Annotated in this window: 19 protein-coding genes; 4 read left to right on the forward strand and 15 right to left on the reverse strand. The window is 72.9% G+C overall.

Annotation, left to right across the window (positions count from 1 at the left end; translation table 11 throughout):
- Nucleotides 1-36: 36 nt before the first annotated feature.
- On the reverse strand, nucleotides 37-549 hold the full coding sequence (gene nrdR / locus ACFYP3_RS23680; RefSeq protein ID WP_388835849.1) for a transcriptional regulator NrdR: 513 nt from the start codon (nucleotides 547-549) through the stop codon (nucleotides 37-39).
- Between the two features lie 467 nt (nucleotides 550-1,016).
- Between nrdR and lexA the strand changes: the two genes are divergently transcribed.
- Nucleotides 1,017-1,811, forward strand: coding sequence for a transcriptional repressor LexA (lexA, locus tag ACFYP3_RS23685; RefSeq protein ID WP_030709636.1), 795 nt, complete (start codon nucleotides 1,017-1,019; stop codon nucleotides 1,809-1,811).
- Between the two features lie 62 nt (nucleotides 1,812-1,873).
- On the opposite strand, the gene ACFYP3_RS23690 is transcribed toward lexA, so the two are convergent.
- From ACFYP3_RS23690 to ACFYP3_RS23710, 5 genes are all read right to left on the reverse strand, one after another.
- Entirely contained in the window at nucleotides 1,874-3,844 is a 1,971-nt protein-coding gene (locus tag ACFYP3_RS23690) for an ATP-dependent DNA helicase (RefSeq protein WP_388835852.1), read from the reverse strand.
- 52 nt (nucleotides 3,845-3,896) lie between these two features.
- Nucleotides 3,897-5,807 (reverse strand): IucA/IucC family protein, encoded by a 1,911-nt coding sequence (locus ACFYP3_RS23695; protein ID WP_388835854.1) that lies wholly within the window; start codon nucleotides 5,805-5,807, stop codon nucleotides 3,897-3,899.
- Between the two features lie 98 nt (nucleotides 5,808-5,905).
- A complete protein-coding gene (locus ACFYP3_RS23700) occupies nucleotides 5,906-6,604 on the reverse strand; it encodes a GNAT family N-acetyltransferase (protein WP_388835857.1) in 699 nt (232 codons plus the stop codon).
- Nucleotides 6,605-6,636: 32 nt separating this feature from the next.
- The gene (locus ACFYP3_RS23705) at nucleotides 6,637-8,895 is read right to left on the reverse strand and encodes an IucA/IucC family protein (RefSeq protein WP_388835860.1); all 2,259 of its coding nucleotides are present in this window, start codon (nucleotides 8,893-8,895) and stop codon (nucleotides 6,637-6,639) included.
- Between the two features lie 354 nt (nucleotides 8,896-9,249).
- Nucleotides 9,250-10,572 (reverse strand): diaminobutyrate--2-oxoglutarate transaminase family protein, encoded by a 1,323-nt coding sequence (locus ACFYP3_RS23710; protein WP_388836004.1) that lies wholly within the window; start codon nucleotides 10,570-10,572, stop codon nucleotides 9,250-9,252.
- Between the two features lie 325 nt (nucleotides 10,573-10,897).
- Here ACFYP3_RS23710 and ACFYP3_RS23715 point away from each other — a divergent pair, with 325 nt between their 5' ends.
- Complete coding sequence (locus tag ACFYP3_RS23715) at nucleotides 10,898-12,067, forward strand: trypsin-like serine peptidase (RefSeq protein WP_388835863.1); 1,170 nt, start codon at nucleotides 10,898-10,900, stop codon at nucleotides 12,065-12,067.
- Nucleotides 12,068-12,172: 105 nt separating this feature from the next.
- On the opposite strand, the gene hflX is transcribed toward ACFYP3_RS23715, so the two are convergent.
- The 6 genes from hflX to miaA all read right to left on the reverse strand — a co-directional run bounded on the left by hflX (nucleotide 12,173) and on the right by miaA (nucleotide 20,144).
- Complete coding sequence (gene hflX, locus ACFYP3_RS23720) at nucleotides 12,173-13,678, reverse strand: GTPase HflX (protein WP_030709650.1); 1,506 nt, start codon at nucleotides 13,676-13,678, stop codon at nucleotides 12,173-12,175.
- A gap of 139 nt (nucleotides 13,679-13,817) precedes the next feature.
- Nucleotides 13,818-15,302 carry a M1 family metallopeptidase gene (locus ACFYP3_RS23725; protein ID WP_388835866.1) on the reverse strand — a complete coding sequence of 495 codons (1,485 nt, stop codon included), beginning with the start codon at nucleotides 15,300-15,302 and terminating at the stop codon, nucleotides 13,818-13,820.
- A gap of 87 nt (nucleotides 15,303-15,389) precedes the next feature.
- Nucleotides 15,390-17,471 (reverse strand): RelA/SpoT family protein, encoded by a 2,082-nt coding sequence (locus tag ACFYP3_RS23730; protein WP_388835869.1) that lies wholly within the window; start codon nucleotides 17,469-17,471, stop codon nucleotides 15,390-15,392.
- Between the two features lie 140 nt (nucleotides 17,472-17,611).
- On the reverse strand, nucleotides 17,612-18,487 hold the full coding sequence (dapF, locus tag ACFYP3_RS23735) for a diaminopimelate epimerase (RefSeq protein ID WP_388835872.1): 876 nt from the start codon (nucleotides 18,485-18,487) through the stop codon (nucleotides 17,612-17,614).
- Between the two features lie 73 nt (nucleotides 18,488-18,560).
- The gene (locus ACFYP3_RS23740; protein ID WP_388835875.1) at nucleotides 18,561-19,073 is read right to left on the reverse strand and encodes a hypothetical protein; all 513 of its coding nucleotides are present in this window, start codon (nucleotides 19,071-19,073) and stop codon (nucleotides 18,561-18,563) included.
- A 132-nt stretch (nucleotides 19,074-19,205) separates the two neighbouring features.
- Nucleotides 19,206-20,144: a tRNA (adenosine(37)-N6)-dimethylallyltransferase MiaA gene (gene miaA / locus ACFYP3_RS23745; RefSeq protein ID WP_388835878.1), complete on the reverse strand. Its 939-nt coding sequence runs from the start codon at nucleotides 20,142-20,144 to the stop codon at nucleotides 19,206-19,208.
- 207 nt (nucleotides 20,145-20,351) lie between these two features.
- On the opposite strand from miaA, the gene ACFYP3_RS23750 reads away from it, so the two are divergent.
- Entirely contained in the window at nucleotides 20,352-20,567 is a 216-nt protein-coding gene (locus ACFYP3_RS23750; RefSeq protein WP_388835881.1) for a gliding motility protein, read from the forward strand.
- A 23-nt stretch (nucleotides 20,568-20,590) separates the two neighbouring features.
- Nucleotides 20,591-20,836 carry an antitoxin gene (locus ACFYP3_RS23755; protein WP_351291475.1) on the forward strand — a complete coding sequence of 82 codons (246 nt, stop codon included), beginning with the start codon at nucleotides 20,591-20,593 and terminating at the stop codon, nucleotides 20,834-20,836.
- 106 nt (nucleotides 20,837-20,942) lie between these two features.
- Here the strand turns inward: ACFYP3_RS23755 and ACFYP3_RS23760 are convergent, their stop codons facing one another.
- The 3 genes from ACFYP3_RS23760 to ACFYP3_RS23770 form a co-directional block, all read right to left on the reverse strand.
- Nucleotides 20,943-21,665, reverse strand: coding sequence for a hypothetical protein (locus tag ACFYP3_RS23760; protein ID WP_388835884.1), 723 nt, complete (start codon nucleotides 21,663-21,665; stop codon nucleotides 20,943-20,945).
- A gap of 99 nt (nucleotides 21,666-21,764) precedes the next feature.
- Nucleotides 21,765-23,285: a tRNA (N6-isopentenyl adenosine(37)-C2)-methylthiotransferase MiaB gene (gene miaB, locus ACFYP3_RS23765; protein ID WP_388835887.1), complete on the reverse strand. Its 1,521-nt coding sequence runs from the start codon at nucleotides 23,283-23,285 to the stop codon at nucleotides 21,765-21,767.
- Complete coding sequence (locus ACFYP3_RS23770) at nucleotides 23,282-23,983, reverse strand: maleylpyruvate isomerase family mycothiol-dependent enzyme (RefSeq protein WP_388835890.1); 702 nt, start codon at nucleotides 23,981-23,983, stop codon at nucleotides 23,282-23,284. Before ACFYP3_RS23770 ends, miaB begins: the two co-directional genes overlap by 4 nt.
- Nucleotides 23,984-24,013: the final 30 nt, after the last annotated feature.

The raw sequence follows: 24,013 nt of genomic DNA on the forward strand, positions 1-24,013 counted from the left end.
CCGCGACGCGCGAGCGCCGCGGCGAGGGCCGTCCGGTCAGTCGGCGGCGGAGGCGGGCACGGGGACCGGAACGGCCCCTCCGTGCACGCACTCATCAGGGTGAGGCCGCGGCTCGCGGAGTTCCGCGATGGCGGTCTCGAAGTCCTCAAGGGTGTCGAACGCTTTGTAGACGGACGCGAAGCGCAGGTAGGCGACCAGGTCGAGCTCCTGCAACGGGCCGAGAATGGCCAGACCCACGTCATGGGTGGTCAGCTCGGCACTCCCGGTGGCGCGCACCGCCTCCTCGACCCGCTGGCCGAGCTTGGCGAGGGCGTCCTCGGTGACCGGTCGCCCCTGGCACGCCTTGCGCACGCCGGAGATGACCTTGGTACGGCTGAAGGGTTCCGTCACCCCGCTGCGCTTGATCACCATCAGCGAGGCCGTCTCCACCGTCGTGAAACGACGGGAGCAGTCGGGGCACTGACGGCGCCTGCGGATCGACGTGCCGTCGTCCGTGGTGCGACTGTCGACGACACGGCTGTCGGGGTGCCTGCAGAAGGGGCAGTGCACGGTTCCCTCACCCTCCCTCTTGGCACGACAGAATCACCCCACATGCCCCTCAACGGCGGAGACGAACTCTGCCGGGGGCTCGTGGAGCAGCCACCAGCATATGCGATCCCAGCAGCCTCAGCAGACTCCAGGACCACTACTTCTGGGTGGCAGCGCTCATCCAACCACTAGATCTTGGGTTGGAGTGGATTTTCGTGGCTCTGCGTGTCGCGGCGTCCGCCAGGCGGTCACGAGGCCTCTCGATGCCACACTGGACAGACCCGGACGGCGGCGGTCCGATCGGGAAGGGTACCGTGAGTCAGCCGACGCCGGATCGAATCTGCGTTCGGTAAACCGATCGTCTATACACCCCTCCATTTGCCCACGCCGGACGATCCGCGATTTTTCACTCGAACGTGTGTTTGGCGCAACCTTTCGAAAGCTACTACCGTTGTCCAGCTAGGGAGAACATTTCGAGAGGGGCCGACGTGACCACCACCGCAGACAGTGCCACCATCACTGCCCAGAACCGCTCCCAGAGCCGACTCGAGCCGGTGCATGCCATGAACGACGCAAACCTGAACCCGGATGCGGAGCCCGTAGTACGCCCCGCACGCTCGTTGCCAGGTCGACCTCCAGGCATCCGCGCCGACAGCTCCGGGCTCACGGACCGGCAGCGGAGGGTCATCGAGGTCATTCGCGACTCCGTGCAGCGCCGGGGTTACCCGCCGTCCATGCGGGAGATCGGTCAGGCGGTGGGCCTGTCCAGCACGTCGTCGGTGGCCCACCAGCTGATGGCCCTGGAGCGCAAGGGCTTCCTGCGCCGCGACCCGCACCGCCCCCGTGCCTACGAGGTGCGCGGATCCGACCAGCCCAGCTCGCAGCCCACGGACACCACCGGCAAGCCCGCCGCCTCCTACGTTCCCCTGGTCGGCCGGATCGCGGCCGGCGGCCCGATCCTCGCCGAGGAGTCGGTCGAGGACGTGTTCCCGCTCCCCCGCCAGCTCGTCGGCGACGGCGAGCTCTTCGTCCTCAAGGTCGTCGGTGACTCGATGATCGAGGCCGCCATCTGCGACGGGGACTGGGTCACGGTCCGTCGCCAGCCCGTCGCGGAGAACGGCGACATCGTCGCCGCCATGCTCGACGGCGAGGCCACCGTCAAGCGCTTCAAGCGCGAGGACGGCCACGTCTGGCTCCTCCCGCACAACGCCGCCTACCAGCCGATTCCCGGCGACGACGCGACCATCCTCGGCAAGGTCGTCGCGGTACTGCGTCGGGTCTGACCCCCGTCGCCTCCATCCGGCCCCCGGGATCCACTGCGCCGGTCCCGGGGGCTTTCGCCTGCTTACTTGCCGTCGGCCTTGGCCGTCGCGTCGATCGCGGCCAGGGAGCGGCGGGCCTGGTTGCGGTCCGTGGTGTACCAGAAGTCCGGCAGCGTCGCGCGCAGGAAGCTCCCGTACCGGGCCGTGGCCAGCCGGGGGTCGAGCACGGCGACGACGCCCCGGTCTCCCGTGGCGCGTACGAGACGACCCGCGCCCTGCGCCATCAGCAGGGCGGCATGCGTGGCGGCGACGGCCATGAAGCCGTTGCCGCCGTGCTCCTCCACCGACTTCTGGCGGGCGCTCATCAGCGGGTCGTCGGGACGCGGGAAGGGGATCCGGTCCATGACCACGAGCTGGCAGCTGGGGCCTGGCACGTCCACGCCCTGCCAGAGCGAGAGCGTCCCGAACAGGCACGTCTTCGGGTCCGCGGCGAAGGCCTTGATCAGCTCGCCGAGCGTCTCCTCGCCCTGGAGCAGGATCGGGTTGTCGAGCCGGCCGCGCAGCTCCTCGGCGGCCGCCTTGGCGCCGCGCATGGAGGAGAAGAGGCCGAGGGTCCGGCCGCCGGCCGCCTCGATCAGCTCGGCGAGCTCGTCCATCATGTCGCCGCGGGTCCCCTCGCGGCCCGGCGTGGCCAGGTGCTTGGCGACGTAGAGGATGCCCTGCTTCGGGTAGTCGAAGGGCGAGCCGACGTCGAGGCCCTGCCAGGCGGGGACGTCGTCGCCCTCGACGCCCTCGGGAGACAGGCCCAGGGAGGCGGCGACGCCGTTGAAGTCGCCGCCCAGCTTGAGGGTGGCCGAGGTCAGGACCACCGAGCGGTCCTCGAACAGCTTCTCCCGCAGCAGGCCGGACACCGACAGCGGGGCGACCCGGAGGGTGGCGCCGAAGCGGTCGTGGCGCTCGTACCAGACGACGTCGTACTCGGATCCGGTGGTGATCCGCTCCGCCACCCCGTGGACGCTCTCCACCGCGGCCAGCGCCTGCTTGCGGACCGCGTCCTCGTCGTGGACGGACTTGTCGCGGGTCGCGCCGATCGCGGAGATCACGTTGCGCGCGGCGTCGCGCAGGGACATCAGCGCGTAGCCGAGGTCCTCGGGGAGCACCTCCAGGCGGCCCGGGAGCGCCAGCTCCATGACCCGCTCGAAGGACTCGGACGCGGTCTGCAGGGCGTCGGCGGTCTTCTCGTCGACCAGCTTGGCCGCACGCTTCACGGCCCGGTTGACCTGCCCGGGAGTGAGCTCGCCGGTGGCGACACCGGTGACCCGGGAGACCAGCTCGTGGGCCTCGTCCACGATCAGTACCTCGTGCTGCGGCAGCACCGGGGCGCCTTCGATGGCGTCGATGGCGAGCAGCGCGTGGTTGGTGACGACCACGTCCGCGAGCTTGGCCCGCTCGCGGGCGGCCTCCGCGAAGCACTCGGCTCCGTACGCGCACTTCGTCGCGCCCAGGCATTCGCGCGAGGAGACCGAGATCTGCGACCAGGCCTTGTCCGAGACGCCGGGGGTCAGGTCGTCGCGGTCGCCGGTCTCCGTCTCGTCCGCCCAGTCGCGCAGGCGCAGCAGGTCCTTGCCGAGCTTGCTGGTGGGGGTGGCCGCCTCGAACTGGTCGAAGAGGCCCTCCTCCTCGTCCTGCGGAGCACCTTCGTGCAGGCGGTGCAGGCACAGATAGTTGGACCGGCCCTTGAGCATGGCGAACTGCGGGCGGCGGCGCAGCTGCGGATGCAGCGCCTCCACCGTCCGGGGCAGGTCGCGCTCGACGAGCTGCCGCTGGAGGGCGAGGGTCGCGGTGGCCACGACCACCCGCTCGCCGTGGGCGAGGGCCGGCACCAGGTAGCCGAGGGACTTGCCGGTGCCGGTACCGGCCTGGATGAGCCGGTGGGAGTTGTCGTCGATCGCTTCGGCGACGGCTTCGGCCATGGCCACCTGGCCGGGGCGCTCCGTGCCGCCGACGGCGGAGACGGCGGCGTGCAGCAGGTCGGGGAGGGAGGGCTTCGTCATAGCACTGCCAACCCTACGGGGCCCCACCGACAGCGGACGCACCGACGAGGAATCATGGCCGGTACAGGGGGTTGGGTACGGTGCCGTGCTGCACGGCGTGCGGGCGGTCGGGGCGGTCGCGGTAGCCGTCCTCGTAGAGCCGGTTGCGGTTGAGGCAGAGCCGGCCGATGCGCTCGCCGAGCAGGTCGAAGAGCTCGTACCGGTCCTTGAGTTCCGGGAAGCGGGCCTGGTGGCGCAGGATCTCCGCCCGTACGAGGGACCAGAAATCGTCCTCCGGGACGCCGAGGCGGTCTTCGCACAGGGCCGAGAGGTATCGGAAGACACCGACGAACAGCCCGGAGTGGATGAACTGGGGCAGGAAGTCGGCGGGCTCGGTGAGCAGGGCCGCCCGGACCTCGTCGGGGACGGAGGCCAGCTCGGGCAGCGGTTCGTCGCTGATGTTGATGTCGTCCACGAAGTCCTTGACCCCGAGCCGGACCGGGACGTCGCGCTCGTCGAAGATCACGATGGCGTTCTCGCCGTGCGGGGAGAAGACGGTGCCGTAGCGGTAGAGGAAGTGCAGCAGGGGTGGCAGGAGGGCGGCGAAGAGGTGCTGCAGCCAGACGGCGGGGGTGAGCCCGGACCGGGCCACGAGCTCGGCGGTGAAGGACCGGCCGCGCGGGTCGGTGTGGAGGAGGGAGGCGAGGGTGCGGGCACGCTCGCCGGGGGCGAGGCGGCCGGTGAGGGGCTCGCGCCAGATCGCGCCGAGGAGCTCCTTGTACTGGTACGGGACCTCGGGGAGCTCTTCGTAGACCGGGTGGCGGACGGTGACGGAGGCTACTTCGCCGAGCAGGACGACCCGGCACTCGTCGCGCAGGAAGGGGTCGGTGTCGCGGAGGGAATGGATCCAGGCGGTGACGGCGGGGGCGGCGAGCGCGAGGTCGGAGGGCAGGCCGCGCCAGACCATGGTGTTGAGGACGGACAGCGGGAGTTTGACGCTGTGGCGGTCGGGGCGGCTGAGGTTGAGGAAGGTGCGGATCGACTGCTGGGGCAGGCGCAGGTCGGGATCGGCCGGGAGCGGCACGAGCATGCCGGAGGCGAGCGCCGGGGCGAAGAGGGGGAGGACGACCTCGTCCCACTGCCAGGGGTGGAGCGGTAGGTAGAGGTAGTGGAGCGGGTCGAGGCCGCAGTCGCGCAGGGTCTGGTCGAAGGCGGCACGGGTGACCGGGTCGAGCTCGGCGGAGTAGAGGCGGGCGGGGTCCTCCAGCCCGGCGGTGCCGCGGTAGGCGGCGAGCGAGGTGTGGGCGGCGAGCCAGGGCAGGCGGCGGCTGGTGCGGGCCTCGGGGGCCCAGGCGGCGGTGTCGGAGGCGGAGAGTCCGATCCGGCCCTTGTTGAGGACGAGCCAGGGGTGGCCCGTCTGATGCCCTTCGAGCGCGGCGTAGTCGAGGTCGGCGAGGACATCGGCGGTGAGGGCGGTGTGGTCGATCCGGGCGTCGGCGGTGAGGGTGGCGCTGAGCTCGCGGACGAGGTGGCCGAGAGTGGGGCCGTCGAGCTCGAGGAGGGTGCGGGCGCGGATGAGGAATTCGTACGGGTCCCCGAAGGGGGTCGGGGTCCCGGCGGGGGTCGGGATCCCGGAGGGGGTCGGGGTCCCGGAGGGGGTCGGCGTGCCGGGAGAGGCCGGCGGCGGGGTGAGGGTGATGGTGTCGGGAACCACGTGCCAGCTGCCGTACGAGCGGCGGCGGGCCCGGAAGCCGAGGCTGCTGCCGTCGTCGAGGGTCAGGGTCCATGCGTCGCCGGCGCCGGAGGGGGCGGCGACGGGGCTGATGATCTCCTCGTACGCGAACTCGGCGAGCATCTTGGCGAGCAGTCGGCGGGCGGCGGAGTCCCAGGTCGAACGGTTGAGTTCGGGTGGCGTGCAGGGGTGCTGGGGCGAAGGTGACACGGTGGGTTCGGCCGCGGCGGGAACTGCGTGGAAGTTCGGCACGGGACTCCTCGAAGATCGGGAACTTTGCTGCGCGACGCAGAGTTTTCCAAGGGAGAGGTGCGAAGCGGCGACGACGGTCAGGGCTTGCGGGGCGGCACTCAGAGGAGATTGCGCAGCGCCCGCTCCCGGATCATCAGGGCGGCACGCTTCTCGGGAAGATCGATTTCCGCGAAGCAGCGGAAACCGGAGCTCAGGAAGGCAGAGACGGAGGGGGTGTTGCGGATGTCCGGTTCCGCGATCACACGAGTGCAGCGGGGGCGGTTGCCGAGGATCAGGTCGGCGACGGCGCGCAGCAGGGTCGTGCCCAGGCCGCGGCCGCGGTTCGTGCCGTCTCCGATGAGCAGGTGGATACCGGTGTCGTGGGGGCGCGCCGGGTAGTGGTGGGAGAGCGGGTCGAGGTCGGCCCGGTAGATCTCCCAGTAGCTCATCGGCGTGCCGTCGAGGAGGCCGAGGCAGGGGATGCTGCGGCCGTCGCCGTCGAGTTGGGCCCGTAGGTGGGCCGCGGTGACGGCGGCGGGGCCGGCGAGTTCCCAGTAGGCGGCCACCTCGGGGTCGTTCATCCAGCCGGTGAGGAGCTCCAGGTCTCGGCCCGGCCGTACGGGTTCGAGGCGGAAGGCTCCGGCGGGTGTGTCGGCGCTGCCCCAGATGGCCGGTGAGTCGAGCAGGTCGGCTTCGGCGAGCAGGGGCAACAGGTCGGCCTTGAGCCGTGTTTCGGTGGTGTGCTCCACCACCTCGATGGCGCCGGGGGCGTCGGCGACGGATCCGGCGGAGTGGGCGGGAGTGTCGGTGGAGCGCATCGGGGGCTCTTCTCCGCGTCGGCGCGGACGCGTCAATCGTGAAGGGGGTTGGTGATGGTGACGTAGACGGACTGGGTGTCGACGGGGCCGACCAGCTCGTCGAGACCTCCCAGGCGGGTGAGCAGATTCGCCTTGCAGCGCAGGGTGGGCGAGTCGAGCAGCCGTGTGGGGAGCGGGCCGAGGCCCGCGGCCTTGGCGAGGAAGCGGCGGAAGGCGGCGAGGAGCACGCGCTCGTCGGCGAGCCGCTGGGATCCGAAGGCGCCGATGAGTCCGAGCACGTTGTTGATGCCGAGGTAGTAGGCGAAGCGTTCGTCGGTGACGGCGTCGGAGACGAAGGTGTCGCTGGCGCTGCCGATGCCCGGCAGCCGTTGCTCCAGTTCCGCGCGGCGGGATGCGCGGAAGTAGTAGCCCTGGTTGTCGCGGTAGCGGCCGCCGGCCGGCCAGCCGGCGGCGTCGAGGAGCACCAGGGTGTTCTGCTGGTGCGCTTCGAGGGCGATGCCGGCGAGCGCGTCGAAGGCGAGGACCGGCAGGACCACGTGGTCGAGGTAGCGCAGGAACCACTCGGCGGCGACGGCGGACGTGCTGCGTCCGGTGGCGGCGGCGAGACGGGAGACGAGCTCGGCGAGTCGGGAGCTCATCGTGGGCCGGCCGGGCCACGGGCGGGGAGAGGTCAGTGCGGCGATGCAGACGGCGTCGTCGCCCGAGCGGAAGGGGTTGTGGCGCAGCAGGGCGTCCAGTCCGGGAACGGGCGTTCCGTCCGGGGCGTCCACGGCGACCCAGGCGGGGTCGCGGACGATGTCGAAGCCGGGGTGGCCCGCCTGCCACTGCTCGGCGAGGCCGGTGCGGAGCAGCCGGTGGACCTCGACCCCTCGGTGCAGTTCCTTGCGGAGGTTCTCGCGGCGGGAGTTGGTGATGCGCAGGCCCAGGGAGAGCTTGAGCATCACGGGGTCGCCGGGACGGTGGACGGTGCGGACGGAGGAGGTGGGGTACCAGGGCTCGCCGTGCGGGCCGAGGTCGTGCAGCAGGCCGGCGTCGCGGAGGGCGGTGACGGCCGGGCGCTGGAGCAGGTCGCGGGCCTGCCAGGGGTGCAGGGGAAGGGGGGTGGCGCCGTCGGGCAGTGGGAGCCCGGGGGCGAGTCGGCCGAGGAGCTGGGGCGCGGAGACGGGGCGGCCGCGCTCGGTCCAGGCGGATTCGGTGGCGAGGACGGAGGAGTCGACCGCGAACCAGTGCAGGGGGAAGGAGCCGTGGAGTTCGGGTGCGTAGTGACGTGCCTCGGCCTCGGAGAGTCCTTCGCGGCTCTTCGGGTCGGGTTGGAGGGGGTGACCGAGGAGGAGTGACTGTTCGGCTGTGAGGAAGCGGTCCCCGCCCACGGGGGCCGGGGCGGTGGGGCGCGCTCGCCGGTCGGCGATGAACTCGGTGGTACGGCGCACCGAGTCGGCGACCCGGCCGACGAGGTCCGCGCTGCCGCGGCCGCCGCCGGTGCCCTCACGGGCGATGAGGGAGGCGAGGGTGACGGCGTCCAGGCAGGGGGCGCCGGCGGGGGCGCCTTCGAGCCGGGCCGGACCGAACCGGTGCCAGCCGGTCGGGGACCAGTAGCGGACGGCGACGAGCACGGCGGTGGCCGAGGCGGGGAGGGGGATGCGCAGGGGGGTGCCGACGGGGCCGTCGGGGCGGCCGATCCCGGCCTCGCGGACCCAGCACCGGAGCAGGTTCTCCACCGCCGCGGCCTCGGCGGCGACGGCCGGCTCCGGGTGGTTCAGGAGGTCGGGCAGCGCGGCCGGCTCCGGCCAGACGGGGCTCGACCCGACGGAACGGGCTCTGGGCGTGCCGTCCTTCTGTCGCGGCACGGTGGCCGTCGCCCCGGCGGCGGCCGCGGGGAGCGGCTCTTCCTCGGCCGCTCGCGGGGCGGCGGGGGTGCCCGCCGGGTCCTCGCCCGGGCGCTCCGGCGCGGTGTCGCCGGGCTGGTCCGACGCGCCGGAGCGGGGCGCGGCGGCCGGGTCGGCGGCAGGCCCGCCCCGTCTGCCGTCCACGGCCGCCTGCTCGCCTCCGGCACCCGGCGGGGCGACGGGGGACGCTGCCGCCGGGCCGCCGTCGGCGGAACCGGCCTGCGCCACGGCCGAGTCGGGGCCGGCGACGGCGTCGGGAGACGCCCCGGAGGGCGACCACGGGTAGTGGCCGTCGGCGGTGACGGCCGAGGGGTTCGCGGCGGGGGTCGGCGCAGCGGTGTCGGGAGACACCGCCGAGGGCGACCGCAGCTGCCGGCCCTCGACAGCGCCGGCCGGCACGCTCACGGCCGGACTTGGGGCAGCGGTATCGGGAGACAACGCTGAAGCCGCCCACGGCTGCAGGCCCTCGGCCACCCCGGCTGGCGGGCTCGCGGCGGGGCCGGGGGGAGCGGTGTCGGGAGACTTCGCTGAAGCCGCCCACGGCTGCCGGGCCTCGGTCGTGCCGGGCGGCGGGCTCGCGGCGGTGTCGGGAGACGGCGCTGCGGGTGGCTGGGGCCGGCGGTGCTCGACGGGGCTCAGGGCTGCCGGTGGGGCGGCGGGGGTGGGGTTCGACGCCGTTGCCGGGGGCGGTTGATGGGCGGCCCGGGGGGTCGGGGTGGACTGGTGCGGGTCTGGCATCGCGGGTCCTCGGGGTGCGGGTCAGTGGGGGCTGCGGGCGGCGGCCGGGATGGCGTCGGCCAGGCGGTCGAGGACAGCGGCGGCCTGTTCGTCGGTCAGGGTCAGCGGGGGAAGCAGGCGGACCACGGCGCCGTGGCGGCCGCCGAGTTCGACGATCAGGCCCCGGTCGAGGCACTCCTGGCGGACGGCCGCGGCGAGGGCCGGTGCGGCGGCCCCGGTCTCGGGATCGACGAGTTCGACGCCGATCATCAGGCCCCGGCCCCGGACGTCTCCCATGCAGGGGTGGTCGGCGGCCAGCCCGCGCAAGGCCGACAGCATCCGCTCGCCGAGGACGGCGGCGCGCTCGGCGAGGCGGTTCTCGCGTACGAAGGCGAGCGTGGCGGTTCCGGCGGCCATGGCGAGCTGGTTGCCGCGGAAGGTGCCGGCGTGGGCCCCGGGGGCCCAGACGTCCAGGCCGGAGCGGTACACGATCACGGCGAGCGGCAGGCTGCCGCCGATCGCCTTGGACAGGACCATCACGTCGGGCACCACCCCGGCGTGGTCGACGCCCCAGAAGGCGCCGGTGCGGCCGACGCCCGTCTGCACCTCGTCGGCGATCATTGGGATGCCCCTGGCGGCGGTGATCTCGCGCATCCGGCGCAGCCAGGCGTCCGGGCCGGGGATGACCCCGCCCTCGCCCTGCACCGGTTCGACGATCAGGCCGGCCGGGGCGGGCACTCCGCCCTTGGGGTCGTCCAGCAGGTTCTCCGTCCAGCGTGCGGCGAGTTCGGCGCCCTCGGCGCCGCCGACTCCGAACGGGCAGCGGAAGTCCTGCGGGTACGGCAGCCGTGTCACCCGTACGTCCGGGGCGCCGCCCGAGGCGTCCAGCGCTCCTGCGGTCATGCCGTGGTAGGCCCCGGTGAAGGTGAGCAGCCCCGAGCGCCCTGTCGCGGTGCGCACCAGTTTGAGGGCGGCCTCCACGGCGTCCGTGCCGGCCGGCCCGCAGAACTGGATCCGCGCGTCGGCGGCCAGCGCCGGCGGCAGGTTGCCGAACAGCTCCGTGGTGAAGGCGTCCTTGACAGGGGTCGCGAGGTCGAGGACGTGCAGCGGGGCCCCGGAGTCGAGGACGCCGCGGACGGCTTCGAGCACCACCGGGTGGTTGTGTCCGAGCGCGAGGGTGCCGGCGCCGGAGAGGCAGTCGAGGTAGCGCCGGCCGTCGGCGCCCTCGATGGTCAGCCCGCGGGCGCGCACCGGGACGATGGGCAGGGAGCGCGCGTACGTCCGGGCGGCGGACTCCCGTTGCGCCTGCCTGCGCAGGATCCCGTCGGCGGCGACGGAGCCGCCGCGTCCGTCGCGGCCCTGCACCCGGCTGCCCCAAGGGGGCACTTGGGGATCCTGCGGCGGGATCTGTGTCGCGGCCGCCGCCGCGGTCGGCTCGGTCAAAGCCACGAGTGTCGGTCCTCCCGCACTGAACGCTCTTCCGGATTGCGCCTCGAACACCAACGCTGCTCCCCCATCCCCCGTACGTACCAACGACGGTGACGCCGACGGATCACGGGTGCCCCCAAGATCCTTGCCGTGCAAGGGGCGAGCGACAGGAACCACGGCCCCGGGCTGTGTCGTCCTGGGCGGCAGCGGCATAGTGGGGGGCTGCACTCCACGCCTCGAAACCACCAGGGGGACGAACGACATGCGACCGAACCGACCGGTCACCGCGATCTTGTGCGCGGCCGCGCTCGCGCTGACCGCAGCTGCCTGCGGCCCCGGCGACGAGGAGGCCGGCGGCGACGCCAAGCCGACCGTGGCGGCGAGCCTCCCGGGCCCGGACGGGATCAAGATCCCGGACCAGCTCAAGGAGAAGCTCAAGGAACGCGGTATAGACCTGGAGAAGTGGAAGGGGGGTGAGTGGAAGAACTGGAAGAGGGAGGACTGGCTCCGCGAGGCGGGCGACTACATCAACCCGATCATCGAGGGCCTGTGGGACCCGGAGCGCATGCGTGACGCCGAGCAGCCGCAGCGCCCGGTCGTCGACCCGGACGCGGGCAAGGACCAGGGCGTCACCGACCCCACTCCCGCCCCGGTGGCTGCCAAGCCGGCGAACGCGCCCTACCACCAGAGCGTTCCGGAGTCCGGCAAGGTCTTCTTCGACGGCCCCGAGGGCTCGATGGTCTGCTCCGCGACCGTGGTCAAGGACCCCGCGCACCCCGGTAAGTCGAACATGGTGTGGACCGCGGGCCACTGCGTGCACGCGGGCAAGTCCGGCGGCTGGTACCGCAACATCGCCTTCGTCCCGTCCTACAACAACGCGGGCAAGCCGTCGGCGCAGCTCAAGGGTGCGCCGCGCGAGCAGGTGGCCCCGTACGGCGTCTGGTGGAGCGACTGGGCGCAGACCTCGGACCAGTGGATCGCGACCGGTGGTCCGACCGGTGGCGCGGGTGCCCCGTACGACTTCGCGGTGCTGCACGTGACGCCCGAGAAGGGCAGTGGCAAGTCCCTGGAGGAGGTCGTCGGTTCGGCGCTGCCGGTGGAGTTCGCCGCGCCGGCCGTGCCGAAGGTCGCGAGCATCACGGCGACGGGCTACCCGGCGGCGGCTCCGTTCGACGGCCAGAAGGCCTTCCAGTGCACGGACAAGCCGGGCCGGCTGTCCCTGAACGCGACCGAGCCGGCGATGTACCGCATCGGCTGCACCATGACCGGCGGTTCCTCCGGTGGAGGCTGGGTCGCGGCGGGCGCCGACGGCAAGCCGGCGCTGGTGTCCAACACCTCGATCGGGCCGGCCAAGGCGGGCTGGCTGGCCGGACCCCGGCTGGGTCCGGAGGCGAAGGGCGTCTTCGAGGCCGTCAGCCGCAAGTTCAAGTAGGTCGCACCTGAACGACCGAGGGCCCCCTGCACACGGTGCAGGGGGCCCTCGGTCGTCAAGCCGTCAAACCGTCCGGCTGTCCGCCGGCTCAGGCGTCCGGCCCGCTCACTGCTTCGCGAGCGCGTACGGCGCCAGGTCCGCCGCGAGCTCCTGGTGGACCCGCGCCTTGAGCAGGGTGCCGTCCGGGGTGTGCTCCTCGGAGATCACCTCGCCCTCGGCGTGTGCCTTGGCGACCAGCGAGCCGCGCGTGTACGGCACCATGGCCTCCACCTCGACCTCGGGCCGGGGCAGCTCGGAGTCGATGAGCGCGAGGAGCTCCTCGATGCCCATCCCCGTCCGCGCCGATACGGCGATCGAGTGCCGCTCGATCCGCAGCAGCCGCTGCAGGACGAGCGGATCCGCGGCGTCCGCCTTGTTGATCACCACGATCTCGGGCACGTTGACCGCGCCGACCTCGCGGATCACCTCGCGCACCGCCGCCAGCTGCTCCTCCGGCGCCGGGTGCGAGCCGTCCACGATGTGCAGGATCAGGTCGGAGTCCCCGACCTCCTCCATCGTGGAGCGGAACGCCTCGACGAGGTGGTGCGGCAGGTGCCGGACGAAGCCGACCGTGTCGGCCAGGGTGTAGACCCGGCCGCTGGGCGTCTCGGCCCGGCGCACGGTCGGGTCGAGGGTGGCGAACAGGGCGTTCTCCACCAGGACGCCCGCGCCCGTGAGGCGGTTGAGCAGCGAGGACTTGCCTGCGTTGGTGTAGCCGGCGATGGCGACCGAGGGCACCTTGTTGCGGCGCCGTTCCTGCCGCTTGATGTCGCGGCCGGTCTTCATCTCCGCGATCTCCCGGCGCATCTTCGCCATCTTCTCGCGGATCCGTCGCCGGTCGGTCTCGATCTTGGTCTCACCGGGGCCTCGGGTGGCCATGCCGCCACCGCCGCCGCCACCCATCTGCCGGGACAGCGAGGCACCCCAGCCGCGCAGTCGCGGCAGCATGTACTGCATCTGCGCGAGGGCGACCTGTGCCTTGCCCTCTCGGGACTTGGCGTGCTGGGCGAAGATGTCGAGGATGAGGGCGGTCCGGTCGACCACCTTCACCTTGACGACGTCTTCAAGGGCGATGAGCTGGCCGGGGCTGAGCTCGCCGTCGCAGACGACGGTGTCCGCGCCGCTCTCCATGACGATGTCACGCAGCTCGCGCGCCTTGCCGGAACCGATGAAGGTGGCCGGGTCCGGCTTGTCGCGGCGCTGGATCACACCGTCGAGTACGAGGGCGCCCGCGGTCTCGGCGAGGGCGGCGAGCTCCGCGAGGGAGTTCTCCGCGTCGTTCACCGTGCCGGAGGTCCAGACACCGACGAGCACGACGCGCTCCAGGCGCAGCTGTCGGTACTCGACCTCGGTGACGTCTTCGAGCTCGGTGGAGAGGCCGGCCACGCGGCGCAGGGCCGCGCGCTCGGAGCGTTCGAACTGCTCGCCGTCCCGGTCTCCGTCGATCTCGTGGCTCCAGGCGACGTCCTCTTCCATCAGGGCATCGGCCCGAAGGCTCTCGGTGAAGCTCTGCGGGTCCCGCACGTCCTGTGCGTCCCGCGCGTCCTGGGAAGGGGAAGAAGAGGAGGTCATTGGATCCTTACGTCGATTCGAATAGCGCTGACACGTTAACGGGCACGCTAACTGTCACGTCCAACGTGTCACACCGCCGGGGGATTCCCCGAACGGCCTCGTCGATGGTGACATGCCCGTTCCTCGGCGGTCACACGCTTTATCGGCCCGACCCGCCGGGCTTGCCGGACGCGGCGGGCTTGCCGGACGCGGCCGGGGTGCTCCACTCCGGGTGCCCGGGCATCGGCGGGGTGGTCTTGCCGTAGAGCCACGGCTCCAGGAAGCCCCCGAGGTCCCTGCCGGCCTCCTGCGAGGCCAGCCGTACGAAGTCGTCCGTGCCCGCCACCCCGTCCCGGTACTGCGACACCCAGCGGCGCTCCAGCCGGTCGAAGGCCTCGGTGCCGATCTCCTGCCGCAGCGCGTAGAGGATCAGCGCGGCGCCGTCGTAGACCACGGGCCGGAAGAGGCCGATCTTCTCGCCGGGCGGGGCGGGCTTCGGGGCGGCCGGCGGGCCGCCCGCCGCCCGCCACTGGTCGGAGCGCTGGTACGCCTCGCGCATGCGCCGCTCCAGGGAGTACTTGCCGAGCCCGTCGGCGTACAGGGCCTCGTACCAGGTGGCGTGTCCCTCGTTGAGCCACAGGTCGGACCAGACCCGCGGGGTGACGCTGTCGCCGAACCACTGGTGGGCGAGCTCGTGGACCATCACGGACTCGACGTACCAGTCGGGGTAGCCCTCGCCGGCGAAGAGGGTGTTCTCGAAGAGCGAGAGGGTCTGCGTCTCCAGCTCGAAGCCGGTCGTCGCCCGCGCGATCAGGACCCCGTAGTTCTCGAAGGGGTAGCGGCCGACGCGCTCCTCCATCCACGCGATGTGCCCGGCGGTCTTCTTCAGCCAGGGGTCCAGCCGCTCCCGGTCCGCCTCGGGTACCACGTCGCGCAGCGGCAGCCCGTGCGGGCCGGTGCCGTGCACGACGGCGGACCTGCCGACCGAGACCTGGGCCAGTTCGGTGGCCATGGGGTGCTTGGTGCGGTAGGTCCACGTCGTCGAGGGGCCGAACCGCAGGGTGGGGACCACGGGCATCCCGTTGGCGACGGCCGTGAGCCCGGCCGGGGCGGTGATCCGGAAGGTGAAGAACGCCTTGTCGGCGGGGTGGTCGTTGCAGGGGAAGACGCGGTGGGCGGCGTCCGCCTGGTTGGCCATGGCCAGGCCGTCCTGGGTGGGCACCCAGCCGCCGTCGCCGCGTCCGCGCGGGTCGCTGGTGTGCCGGACGGTGATGTGCAGCGGGGCCTGGTCCACCACCGGCCGCGCGGGGGTCAGTACGAGGTCCTCCCCCACGCTCTCGAACCGGGCCGGCTCCCCGTTGACCTCGGCGGACGCCACCTTGCCGTGGGTGAAGTCGAGGTTGATGCGCTCCAGCGGCTCCAGCGCGCGGGCTTCGATGACGGTGACCGCGTCGAGCGGGGTCCGGTTGTCCTTGTACGCGAAGGACAGGTCGTACGAGAGCACGTCGTACCCGGGGTTCCCGAGCTCCGGGAAGAGCGCGTCGCCGATGCCCAGCGCCTTCGGCGGGGGCAGTACGGCGGCGACGAGGGTCAGGGAGGCCGCGGCGAGCAGGGCGGCGCGCTGGCGGGGGGAGGAGAGCTGCATCCACCACCGCTTACCAGTGACCGTCACACGGCCGTGCACGGCGCGCGACGGATCCACCCGAACGGGGACTTCCGGGGCCGTCCCGGCCTACGCCCGGCTGACGTCGTACACGCCCGGTACGTCCCGCATCGCACGCATCAGCGCGGGCAGCCCGGTCGCGTCCGGCAGCTGGAGGGTGTAGGTGTGCCGGACCCGCTGCTCGACCGGGGGTTCCACGGTCGCGGAGACCACCTCGACCCCCTCGCGGGCGATGGCCTCGGTGAGGTCGGCCAGCAGGTGCGGGCGCCCGAACGATTCAGCGAGCAGGGTGACCCGGCAGTCGGCCGTGGCCCGCCAGTGCACGGCGACGGAGGTGCGCCCCACGGCGCGCATCTGCGCCACCGCCGCGCAGTGGATGCGGTGGACGGTGACGGCGCCGCCGCGGACCAGGAAACCGGCGACGGCGTCGGGCGGCACCGGGGTGCAGCACCCGGCCAGCCGCACGGTGGCGTCCGGCAGGTCGGCGACGGCGTTGCCCCCGCCGCCCCGGGCGCCGACCACCGACAGCGGCGCCCGCGCGGCCGAGGTGGTGGACAGCGCCCGGTCGGGATGGGATTCGAGCCAGCTGCCGATGGCGATCCGGGCGGCCGGGGTCCGCGCGTGGTCCAGCCATTCGGCGGCCGGGCCCGAGGAGGCGTCCTGCGCGAGCAGCAGTTGCACGGTGTCCCCGTCGGACAGGGGGGAGGACAGGGAGGCGAGGCGCCCGTTGACGCGGGCGCCGATACAGCCGTGGGCCGCCTCGCCGTGCTGGGCGTAGGCGGCGTCGATACAGCTGGCCCCGGCCGGCAGGCCCAGCGTGCCGCCGTCGGCCCGGAAGACGGTGATCTCCCGGTCCTGGGCCAGCTCCGCGCGCAGCACGCTCCAGAAGGTGTCGGGGTCGGGTGCGGACTGCTGCCAGTCGAGCAGGCGGGACAGCCAGCCGGGCCGCGTGGGGTCCACGCGCTCCTCGTCGGGGTCGGCGGCGGCGTCGGGCGTCGCGGTGGCGTACGGGTTGCCGAGGGCCACCACGCCGGCCTCGGCGACACGGTGCATCTGCCGGGTCCGCACGATGACCTCGGCCACGTAGCCCTCGGGCGTGGCGACGGCGGTGTGCAGCGACTGGTAGAGGTTGAACTTCGGGGCGGCGATGAAGTCCTTGAACTCCGAGACGACCGGGGTGAAGCAGGTGTGGAGCTCGCCCAGGACCGCGTAGCAGTCGGCGTTCTCGCCGACGAGGACGAGGACGCGGCCGAAGTCGGAGCCGCGCAGCTCGCCGCGCGTGCGGGCGATGCGGTGCACGGAGACGAAGTGCCGTGGCCTGACCTGTACCTCGGCGGCGATGCCGGCGTCGCGCAGGACGGCGCGTACGGAGTCGGCGATGCCGGGCAGCGGGTCGCGTTCCCCGGCGTGGGCCGCGATGAGCGCGCGGGTGCTCTCGTACTCCTCGGGGTGCAGGATCGCGAAGACGAGGTCTTCCAGTTCGGTCTTCAGGGCCTGAACGCCGAGCCGTTCGGCGAGCGGGATGAGGACGTCGCGGGTGACCTTGGCGATGCGGGCCTGTTTCTCGGGGCGCATCACGCCGAGGGTGCGCATGTTGTGCAGCCGGTCGGCGAGTTTGATGGACATGACGCGGACGTCGTTGCCGGTGGCGACGAGCATCTTGCGGAAGGTCTCGGGCTCGGCGGCGGCGCCGTAGTCGATCTTCTCCACCTTGGTGACGCCGTCGACGATGAAGCAGACCTCGTCGCCGAACTCCGCGCGGACCTGATCGAGGGTCACCTCGGTGTCCTCGACGGTGTCGTGGAGCAGAGAGGCCGTCAGGGTGGTGGTCTCGGCGCCGAGTTCGGCGAGGATCAGGGTGACGGCGAGCGGATGTGTGATGTACGGCTCACCACTTTTTCGCATCTGGCCGCGGTGCGAGGTCTCCGCGAGGAGGTACGCGCGGCGCAGAATGGACAAATCGGCGTCCGGATGGTGGGCGCGGTGCGCCTCGGCCACGTGACCGATCGCGTCCGGGAGCCGGTCCCGGGACGTCGGCCCGAGCAGGGCCGCACGCCCGAGCCGGCGCAGATCGAGCCTGGTCCGGCCGCGTCTGCGGAGCTCAGGGCGCGCTTCGGGGTGTGCTTCTGGGTTCGTGGCCTCTGCACTCATGGGCACCTCCGGCGGCTTCGACCGGCGGTGGCGGGCATGGGGTGAGCCCTCAGGGCCGGTGCCTGATGTTACCGACCCCACCACGTGGCGCAGTCCACCTCTCGCTCAGCGTGAAACGGATCACCCATTAGAGGGAAGCTTCAGGCGAAAGCCGTTTCGGTGAGCCAGGCCCCGTCGAACTCGCCCGTGGCCACGATCACGGCCGGTCCGGTCATGTCGATCTGCCCGTCGGGGTGTTCGGTGATGAGCAGGGTTCCGCCCGGCAGGTCGACGGTGTAGGTGACCGCTTCTCCGGTGACGGCCGGGTCGACGCCGTCGCGGCGGATGGTGGCCACGGCGACGGCGCAGGCGCCGGTGCCGCAGGAGCGGGTCTCGCCGGAGCCGCGTTCGTGGACGCGCATGGCGACGTGGCGGGGGCCGCGGTCGACGACGAACTCGACGTTGACGCCCGTCGGGTACGCGGACGCCGGGCTGAAGGGCGGGGCGGTGTAGAGGGTGCCGGCGTCGTCGAGGCTTTCGACGAAGGCCACGGCGTGCGGGTTCCCCATGTTCACGTTGCGCGCGGGCCAGCTCCGGGAGCCGACGCTGACCCTCACCTCGCCCGCGGGGAGTGCGGCGCGACCCATGGAGACGGTGACGTCGCCGGTCTTGGCCAGGTGGACCCGCTTGATCCCGCCGCGGGTGGCGACGGCCAGGTCCCCGGGCTCGACGTGGCCGGCGTACTGGAGGTAGCGGGCGAAGACGCGCACGCCGTTGCCGCACATCTCGGCGATGGAGCCGTCGCTGTTGCGGTAGTCCATGAACCACTCCGCCTCGTCGGCGAGGTGCGCCGCCTCCGGGTGCGCGGCGGACCGGACGACGTGCAGCACACCGTCCGCGCCGATGCCGGCCCGCCGGTCGCACAGCTTGGCGACCGCGGTCGCGGGCAGCTCGACGGCGTTGTCGGGGTCCGGGACGATCACGAAGTCGTTCTCGGTGCCGTGGCCCTTGAGGAAGGAGAGGGTGCGCTGAGTCACCCGCCCATCGTAGCGAGGCGCAGCTCGGCGACGCCGCGCGGTCCGGTACGCGGACCTCTGCGGGGAGGGCCGGTCAGCGGAGCCGGGCGACCCGGTACACGGCGAGGGACACGACGGCCAGTGCGATCACGGCGTACAGCGCGGCCATGCGCCAGTCGGGGCGGCGGCCGCTCCCCCGGGCCGGGAGGCCGGGCCAGGTGTAGCCGACCCGTCGGGCGGCCATCATCCCCCAGCCCCCGGCGCAGCAGCTGATCAGGAAGCCGAGCATGGCGACCACGGCTCCGCCGTCGCCGAATTCGAACGCGAGGGGGAAGGCGAACATCAGGGAACCGGCGGCGGCGAGCATCACGATGGGGGCGATCTGCCACAGGCGCAGGCGGCGCTGCGGGCGCAGCTCGACCTCGAACTCGGGGACGGCGGCCGCCTCGGCCTCGGCGGTGTCCGGGGCGTCCGGGCCGTCGGGGGTCAGCCGTGCGGGGTCCGCGGGCAGCCCGAGGGCCGCGGGCCCGTCCGTGCCGTCGAGAAGCGTCGGATCCGCTTCCCGCCGGGTGTCGTCCCGCCCGGTGTCGCGAGGGCCGGCCTCCATCGCCACGCGCCCTCCCCACTCGGACTCAGTGCGCCGCCATTCACCGCAGGTGACCGCACCCGCAGGAGTTTGATGATGGCACGCCCCCGGCCCCGCAACCGGCGCGCGGGGCGTCCCGATGCCATCACGTGATCAGGCTGTGACCGCTCGTTCGACCAACGACTGCGCGAGTCCGGGGAGTTCCCCCCGGTCGGCGGCGGCTCCGCTGAGCCAGTGCACGCGCGGGTCGCGGCGGAACCAGGAGTCCTGGCGGCGGGCGAACCGCTTGGTCGCCCGGACGGTTTCCGCCCTGGCCTCGTCCTCGGTGCACTCCCCGGCGAGCGCGGAGAGGACCTGCTGGTAGCCGAGCGCCCTGGAAGCGGTGATTCCGTCGCGCAGCCCGCGGGCCTCCAGCGCGCGGACCTCGTCCACCAGACCGGCCTCCCACATCCGGTCCACGCGCAGCGCGATCCGCTCGTCGAGCTCCGGCCGGGCGACGTCGACGCCGATCTGCACGGTGTCGTAGACGGACTCGTGGCCGGGCAGATTGGCCGTGAACGGGCGTCCGGTGATCTCGATGACCTCCAGCGCGCGCACGATGCGGCGGCCGTTGCTGGGCAGGATGGCCCGGGCGGCGGCCGGGTCGGCGGCGGCGAGCCGGGCGTGCAGGGCGCCGGAGCCGCGCAGCGTGAGCTCGTCCTCCAGCCGGGCGCGGACCTCGGGGTCGGTGCCGGGGAACTCCATGACGTCCAGGGCGCCGCGGACGTACAGGCCGGAGCCGCCGACGAGGACGGGCGTACGGCCCTCGGCGAGCAGCTTGTCGATCTCCAGGCGGGCCAGGCGCTGGTACTCGGCCACGTTCGCGGTGTCGGTGACGTCCCAGATGTCGAGGAGGTGGTGCGGGACCCCGCCGCGTTCCTCGGTCGTCAGCTTGGCGGTGCCGATGTCCATCCCCCGGTACAGCTGCATGGAGTCGGCGTTGACGACCTCGCCGTCGAATTGGCGGGCCAGGGCGACGCCCAGGTCGGACTTTCCTGCCGCGGTGGGACCGACGACGGCGATGACCCGCGGGGCGGGGGCTGCTTTCCTCACCGCCCCAGTCTCTCAGCCCCTGGTCAAGACGCGGGCATGTACCCGATCGAGTTACGTGACGGGGTGGGGGTGAGGTCGTTGCCCTGGCGAGGTTCCGGCCCGGTGCGCGCCGTGCGTACGCCTGGCGCATGCCCGGCGTACGCCGTGCGGAGGCCGGTGCGGTCACGGCGGAACTTCACTCACACGCGTAACGTTATAGGAGGAGACATGGGCGTTTTTGACTGGTTTTTTCGTCGTAAGGACGAGGCCGCGACCGAGGGGGTCGCTGCCGAGGCCGTGACGGCGGAGTCCGGTGCGGCCGAAGAGGCCGAGGCCGAGCCGGCCGTCGCGGAGGCTCCGGCGGCGGAAGCCGTGGAGATCCCGAAGCAGCAGTCGGCCGAGGTGGCCGCGGACAGCGAAGCCGGCGAGGGCGCCCGCACGTAGCGACCGCCAACGGAAGGTGACCCATGGGCCTGCTGGACAATCTCAAGGCCAAGCTCGGTCCGGCGAAGGACAAGGTCGGCGACCTCGCCCAGAAGAACGAGGGCAAGATCGCCGAGGGTCTGGACAAGGTGGCCAAGGCCGTGGACTCCAAGACCCACGGCAAGTACAGCGACCGGATCACGAGCGGTACGGGCAAGGCGAAGGACGCTCTGGGCAAGATCGCGCACAAGGACACCCCCGGCGGTACGACGCCGCCGGCCACCTCCTGACGCGGTCCCGGAAGGGGCGCGGGACCAGCAGTCGCTGCCGGTCCCGCGCCCCTTCGCCGTTTCCCGGGTCCGCGGCCGGGGCGTGCCCACGGCCGCAGGTACGCGCCTACGACCAGGCGGCGACGAAGTACCCGACCCCGTACGGCGCGTCCTCGTACAGCAGTCGGCCTTCGAGACCGGCGCCCTCGGCGGCGCCGGCCAGCACCTGCCAGGGGGCCCGGCCGGCGGCCTGGAGTTCGGCTGCGAGTCCGGCGTCGAGAGCGGCGAGGGCGGCCGTGTCGGCGGCGCCCAGGGCGCGGGCGGCGGCCGCGTCGAAGGCGGCGGCGCGCTCGTCGAGGTAGCCGGGGGCCTTGAGGGTCCGGCAGGCGCTGCCGTCGCCGAGGACGAGCATGGCCACGCGGTCGGCGGAACCGCCCAGGTCCGCGCCGAGCAGGCCGCATCCGTGCGGGGCGAGGTCAGCGGCGACGGCCACACCGGCGACCGGGGCGGCCGTCCAGCGGGCCTGACCGAGCAGCCAGCCGGCCACCGCGAGGGAAGCCGGCAGGGTGTCCCCGGTGGCGTGGCCGCTCGGCGGTTCGCCCGGGTCGGGGCCCAGGGTGACGCTCAGGTCCACGCCGAACCCGGCGAAGCCGCCGGGGGTGCCCTGGTCGTACGCGCCGCCCTCGGCGGCGGCTCCGACCACGACCAGCAGGTCGGGGCGGGATGCGGCGAGCACCGCCAGTGCGTCGGAGCAGGCGGTGCGGGCGTCGCCGAGTTCGGCGGCGGCGCCCGCGGCGACCTCCGGTACGAGCAGCGGCGGGGCGGGACAGACGGCGGCGGCTACGAGCATGATCCGCAGCCTAACGCCAGCGCGGCGCGGGCGGGACGGCCGTGCGGCGCGGCCCGGGCGGCCCGGGCGCGCCCCCTGTGCGGCCTCAGGACCCGGGGCTCAGCCCTGCGGTACCGCGCAGCCCGAGGTGGCGGCCGGGAGGGGGGCCGGGACGCCGAGGGTCGGGATGCCGAGCATGACGCCCGCGGGCTGGGCCGGGGCGGCGTTGCGCTTCTCCCAGGCGTCGCCGGCGCGGGTGCGGCGCACGGTCAGGGTCGGGCCCTCGGCGAGCAGGTGGTGCGGGGCGGCGTAGGTGATGTCCACGGTGACCACGTCGCCCGGGCGGACCTCAGCCTCCGGCTTCGTGAAGTGGACCAGGCGGTTGTCGGGCGCGCGGCCCGACAGGCGGTGGGTGGCGCCGTCCTTGCGGCCCTCGCCCTCCGCGACCATGACCTCCAGGGTGCGGCCGACCTGCTTCTTGTTCTCCTCCCAGGAGATCTCCTCCTGGAGGGCGACCAGGCGCATGTAGCGGTCCTGCACGACCTCCTTGGGGATCTGCCCGTCCATGTCGGCGGCGGGGGTGCCGGGCCGCTTGGAGTACTGGAAGGTGAAGGCGTTCGCGAAGCGGGCCTCGCGCACGGTGTGCATGGTCTGCTGGAAGTCCTCCTCCGTCTCACCGGGGAAGCCCACGATGATGTCGGTGGAGATCGCGGCGTGCGGGATCGCGGCGCGGACCTTCTCGATGATGCCGAGGAAGCGCTCCTGCCGGTACGAGCGGCGCATCGCCTTGAGGATCGGGTCCGAGCCGGACTGCAGCGGCATGTGCAGCTGCGGCATCACGTTCGGGGTCTCGGCCATCGCCGCGATCACGTCGTCCGTGAAGTCGCGCGGGTGCGGGGAGGTGAAGCGGACCCGCTCCAGGCCCTCGATCTGGCCGCAGGCGCGCAGCAGCTTGCTGAAGGCCTCGCGGTCGCCCAGGTCGGATCCGTAGGCGTTCACGTTCTGGCCGAGCAGGGTGATCTCCGAGACGCCCTCGGCGACCAGGGCCTCCACCTCGGCGAGGATGTCGCCGGGCCGACGGTCCTCCTCCTTGCCGCGCAGCGCCGGGACGATGCAGAAGGTGCAGGTGTTGTTGCAGCCGACGGAGATCGAGACCCAGGCGGCGTACGCGGACTCGCGGCGGGTCGGGAGCGTGGAGGGGAACGCCTCCAGCGACTCGGCGATCTCGACCTGCGCCTCTTCCTGGATGCGGGCGCGCTCCAGCAGCACGGGGAGCTTGCCGATGTTGTGCGTACCGAAGACGACGTCGACCCACGGGGCCTTCTTGACGATCGTGTCGCGGTCCTTCTGCGCGAGGCAGCCGCCGACGGCGATCTGCATGCCGGGGCGCTTGGTCTTCATCGGGGCCAGCCGGCCGAGGTTGCCGTACAGCTTGTTGTCGGCGTTCTCGCGGACCGCGCAGGTGTTGAAGACCACGACGTCGGCGTCGCCGTCGGAGCCCTCGGGCGCCCTGACGTAGCCGGCGTCCTCCAGCAGACCGGAAAGCCGCTCGGAGTCGTGCACGTTCATCTGGCACCCGTAGGTGCGCACCTCGTAGCTTCGCTTCTCGTCCACTGCCTGGCTCCGGTCGCTGCTGGTCATGCAACAAGGGTAGGCGGTACCCGGGAGCCCTCCGGTCCCCCGTGCAGCCGGCCCTCGGGGAGCCGGCGGCCGAAGAGGAGCAGCAGCAGGTCCTGGGCGTTCCCGTAGAGGGGCGTTCCGGTTCCGTGGGACCAGTCGAGGTCGTCGGCGCGCAGCCGCAGGCCGGCCAGGTCCGCGCCGAAGAAGCGCAGGGTGCGGGGGGTGACGGCGTCGAGGAGGAGCCTCAGCCGGTCCTCGGGGACGCGGCGCGGGTGGCCGAGGGCCGTGGTGATGTCGAGGCCGTGGACCACGTCGTGGGCCAGAGCCCCGGTGGGGCCGGCGGCGGGTGGCTTCCAGGGGTGGCCGGCGTTCTCGCGGAGCAGCGCGGCAAGCTCGCGTGGGGCGAGGGCGGCGGCGTCGCGGTGCGCGGTGCGGTCGGTCATCCGGTGGAGGTGCCCGCCGGCCCGCAGCAGCTCGGCGGCGAAGCCGGGGAGGGACGTACGGAACCCGAGGGACATGTGGGCGGCGACCTCGCGGACGCGCCAGCCGCCGCAGAGGGACGGGGCGTCCCATTGGGCCGGGGCGAGGGCGTCGAGTACGTCGGCCAGCTCGCGGCGTTCGGCGGCGACGGCCGCGGCGATCGTCCGGCGGCTTCCGGATCGACCCGCGGGGCCGGAGGAGGCGGGGCCGGGCGTGGGTTGCGGAGTTGATCGGCTCATGGCATCAGGCTCGGTCGGCGCCGTGCATAA

The sequence above is a fragment of the Streptomyces sp. NPDC005533 genome (assembly GCF_042871845.1).
Taxonomy (GTDB): Bacteria; Actinomycetota; Actinomycetes; order Streptomycetales; family Streptomycetaceae; genus Streptomyces.

Coding starts and splice junctions, on each gene's coding strand:
- miaB (WP_388835887.1), bottom strand. CDS start 23,285: ATGACCAGCAGCGACCGGAGCCAGGCAGTGGACGAGAAGCGAAGCTAC.
- hflX (WP_030709650.1), bottom strand. CDS start 13,678: ATGACCTCCTCTTCTTCCCCTTCCCAGGACGCGCGGGACGCACAGGAC.
- ACFYP3_RS23725 (WP_388835866.1), bottom strand. CDS start 15,302: ATGCAGCTCTCCTCCCCCCGCCAGCGCGCCGCCCTGCTCGCCGCGGCC.
- ACFYP3_RS23690 (WP_388835852.1), bottom strand. CDS start 3,844: ATGACGAAGCCCTCCCTCCCCGACCTGCTGCACGCCGCCGTCTCCGCC.
- ACFYP3_RS23750 (WP_388835881.1), top strand. CDS start 20,352: ATGGGCGTTTTTGACTGGTTTTTTCGTCGTAAGGACGAGGCCGCGACC.
- ACFYP3_RS23715 (WP_388835863.1), top strand. CDS start 10,898: ATGCGACCGAACCGACCGGTCACCGCGATCTTGTGCGCGGCCGCGCTC.
- ACFYP3_RS23755 (WP_351291475.1), top strand. CDS start 20,591: ATGGGCCTGCTGGACAATCTCAAGGCCAAGCTCGGTCCGGCGAAGGAC.
- ACFYP3_RS23740 (WP_388835875.1), bottom strand. CDS start 19,073: ATGGAGGCCGGCCCTCGCGACACCGGGCGGGACGACACCCGGCGGGAA.
- ACFYP3_RS23770 (WP_388835890.1), bottom strand. CDS start 23,983: ATGAGCCGATCAACTCCGCAACCCACGCCCGGCCCCGCCTCCTCCGGC.
- ACFYP3_RS23760 (WP_388835884.1), bottom strand. CDS start 21,665: ATGCTCGTAGCCGCCGCCGTCTGTCCCGCCCCGCCGCTGCTCGTACCG.
- ACFYP3_RS23700 (WP_388835857.1), bottom strand. CDS start 6,604: ATGCGCTCCACCGACACTCCCGCCCACTCCGCCGGATCCGTCGCCGAC.
- ACFYP3_RS23730 (WP_388835869.1), bottom strand. CDS start 17,471: ATGAGTGCAGAGGCCACGAACCCAGAAGCACACCCCGAAGCGCGCCCT.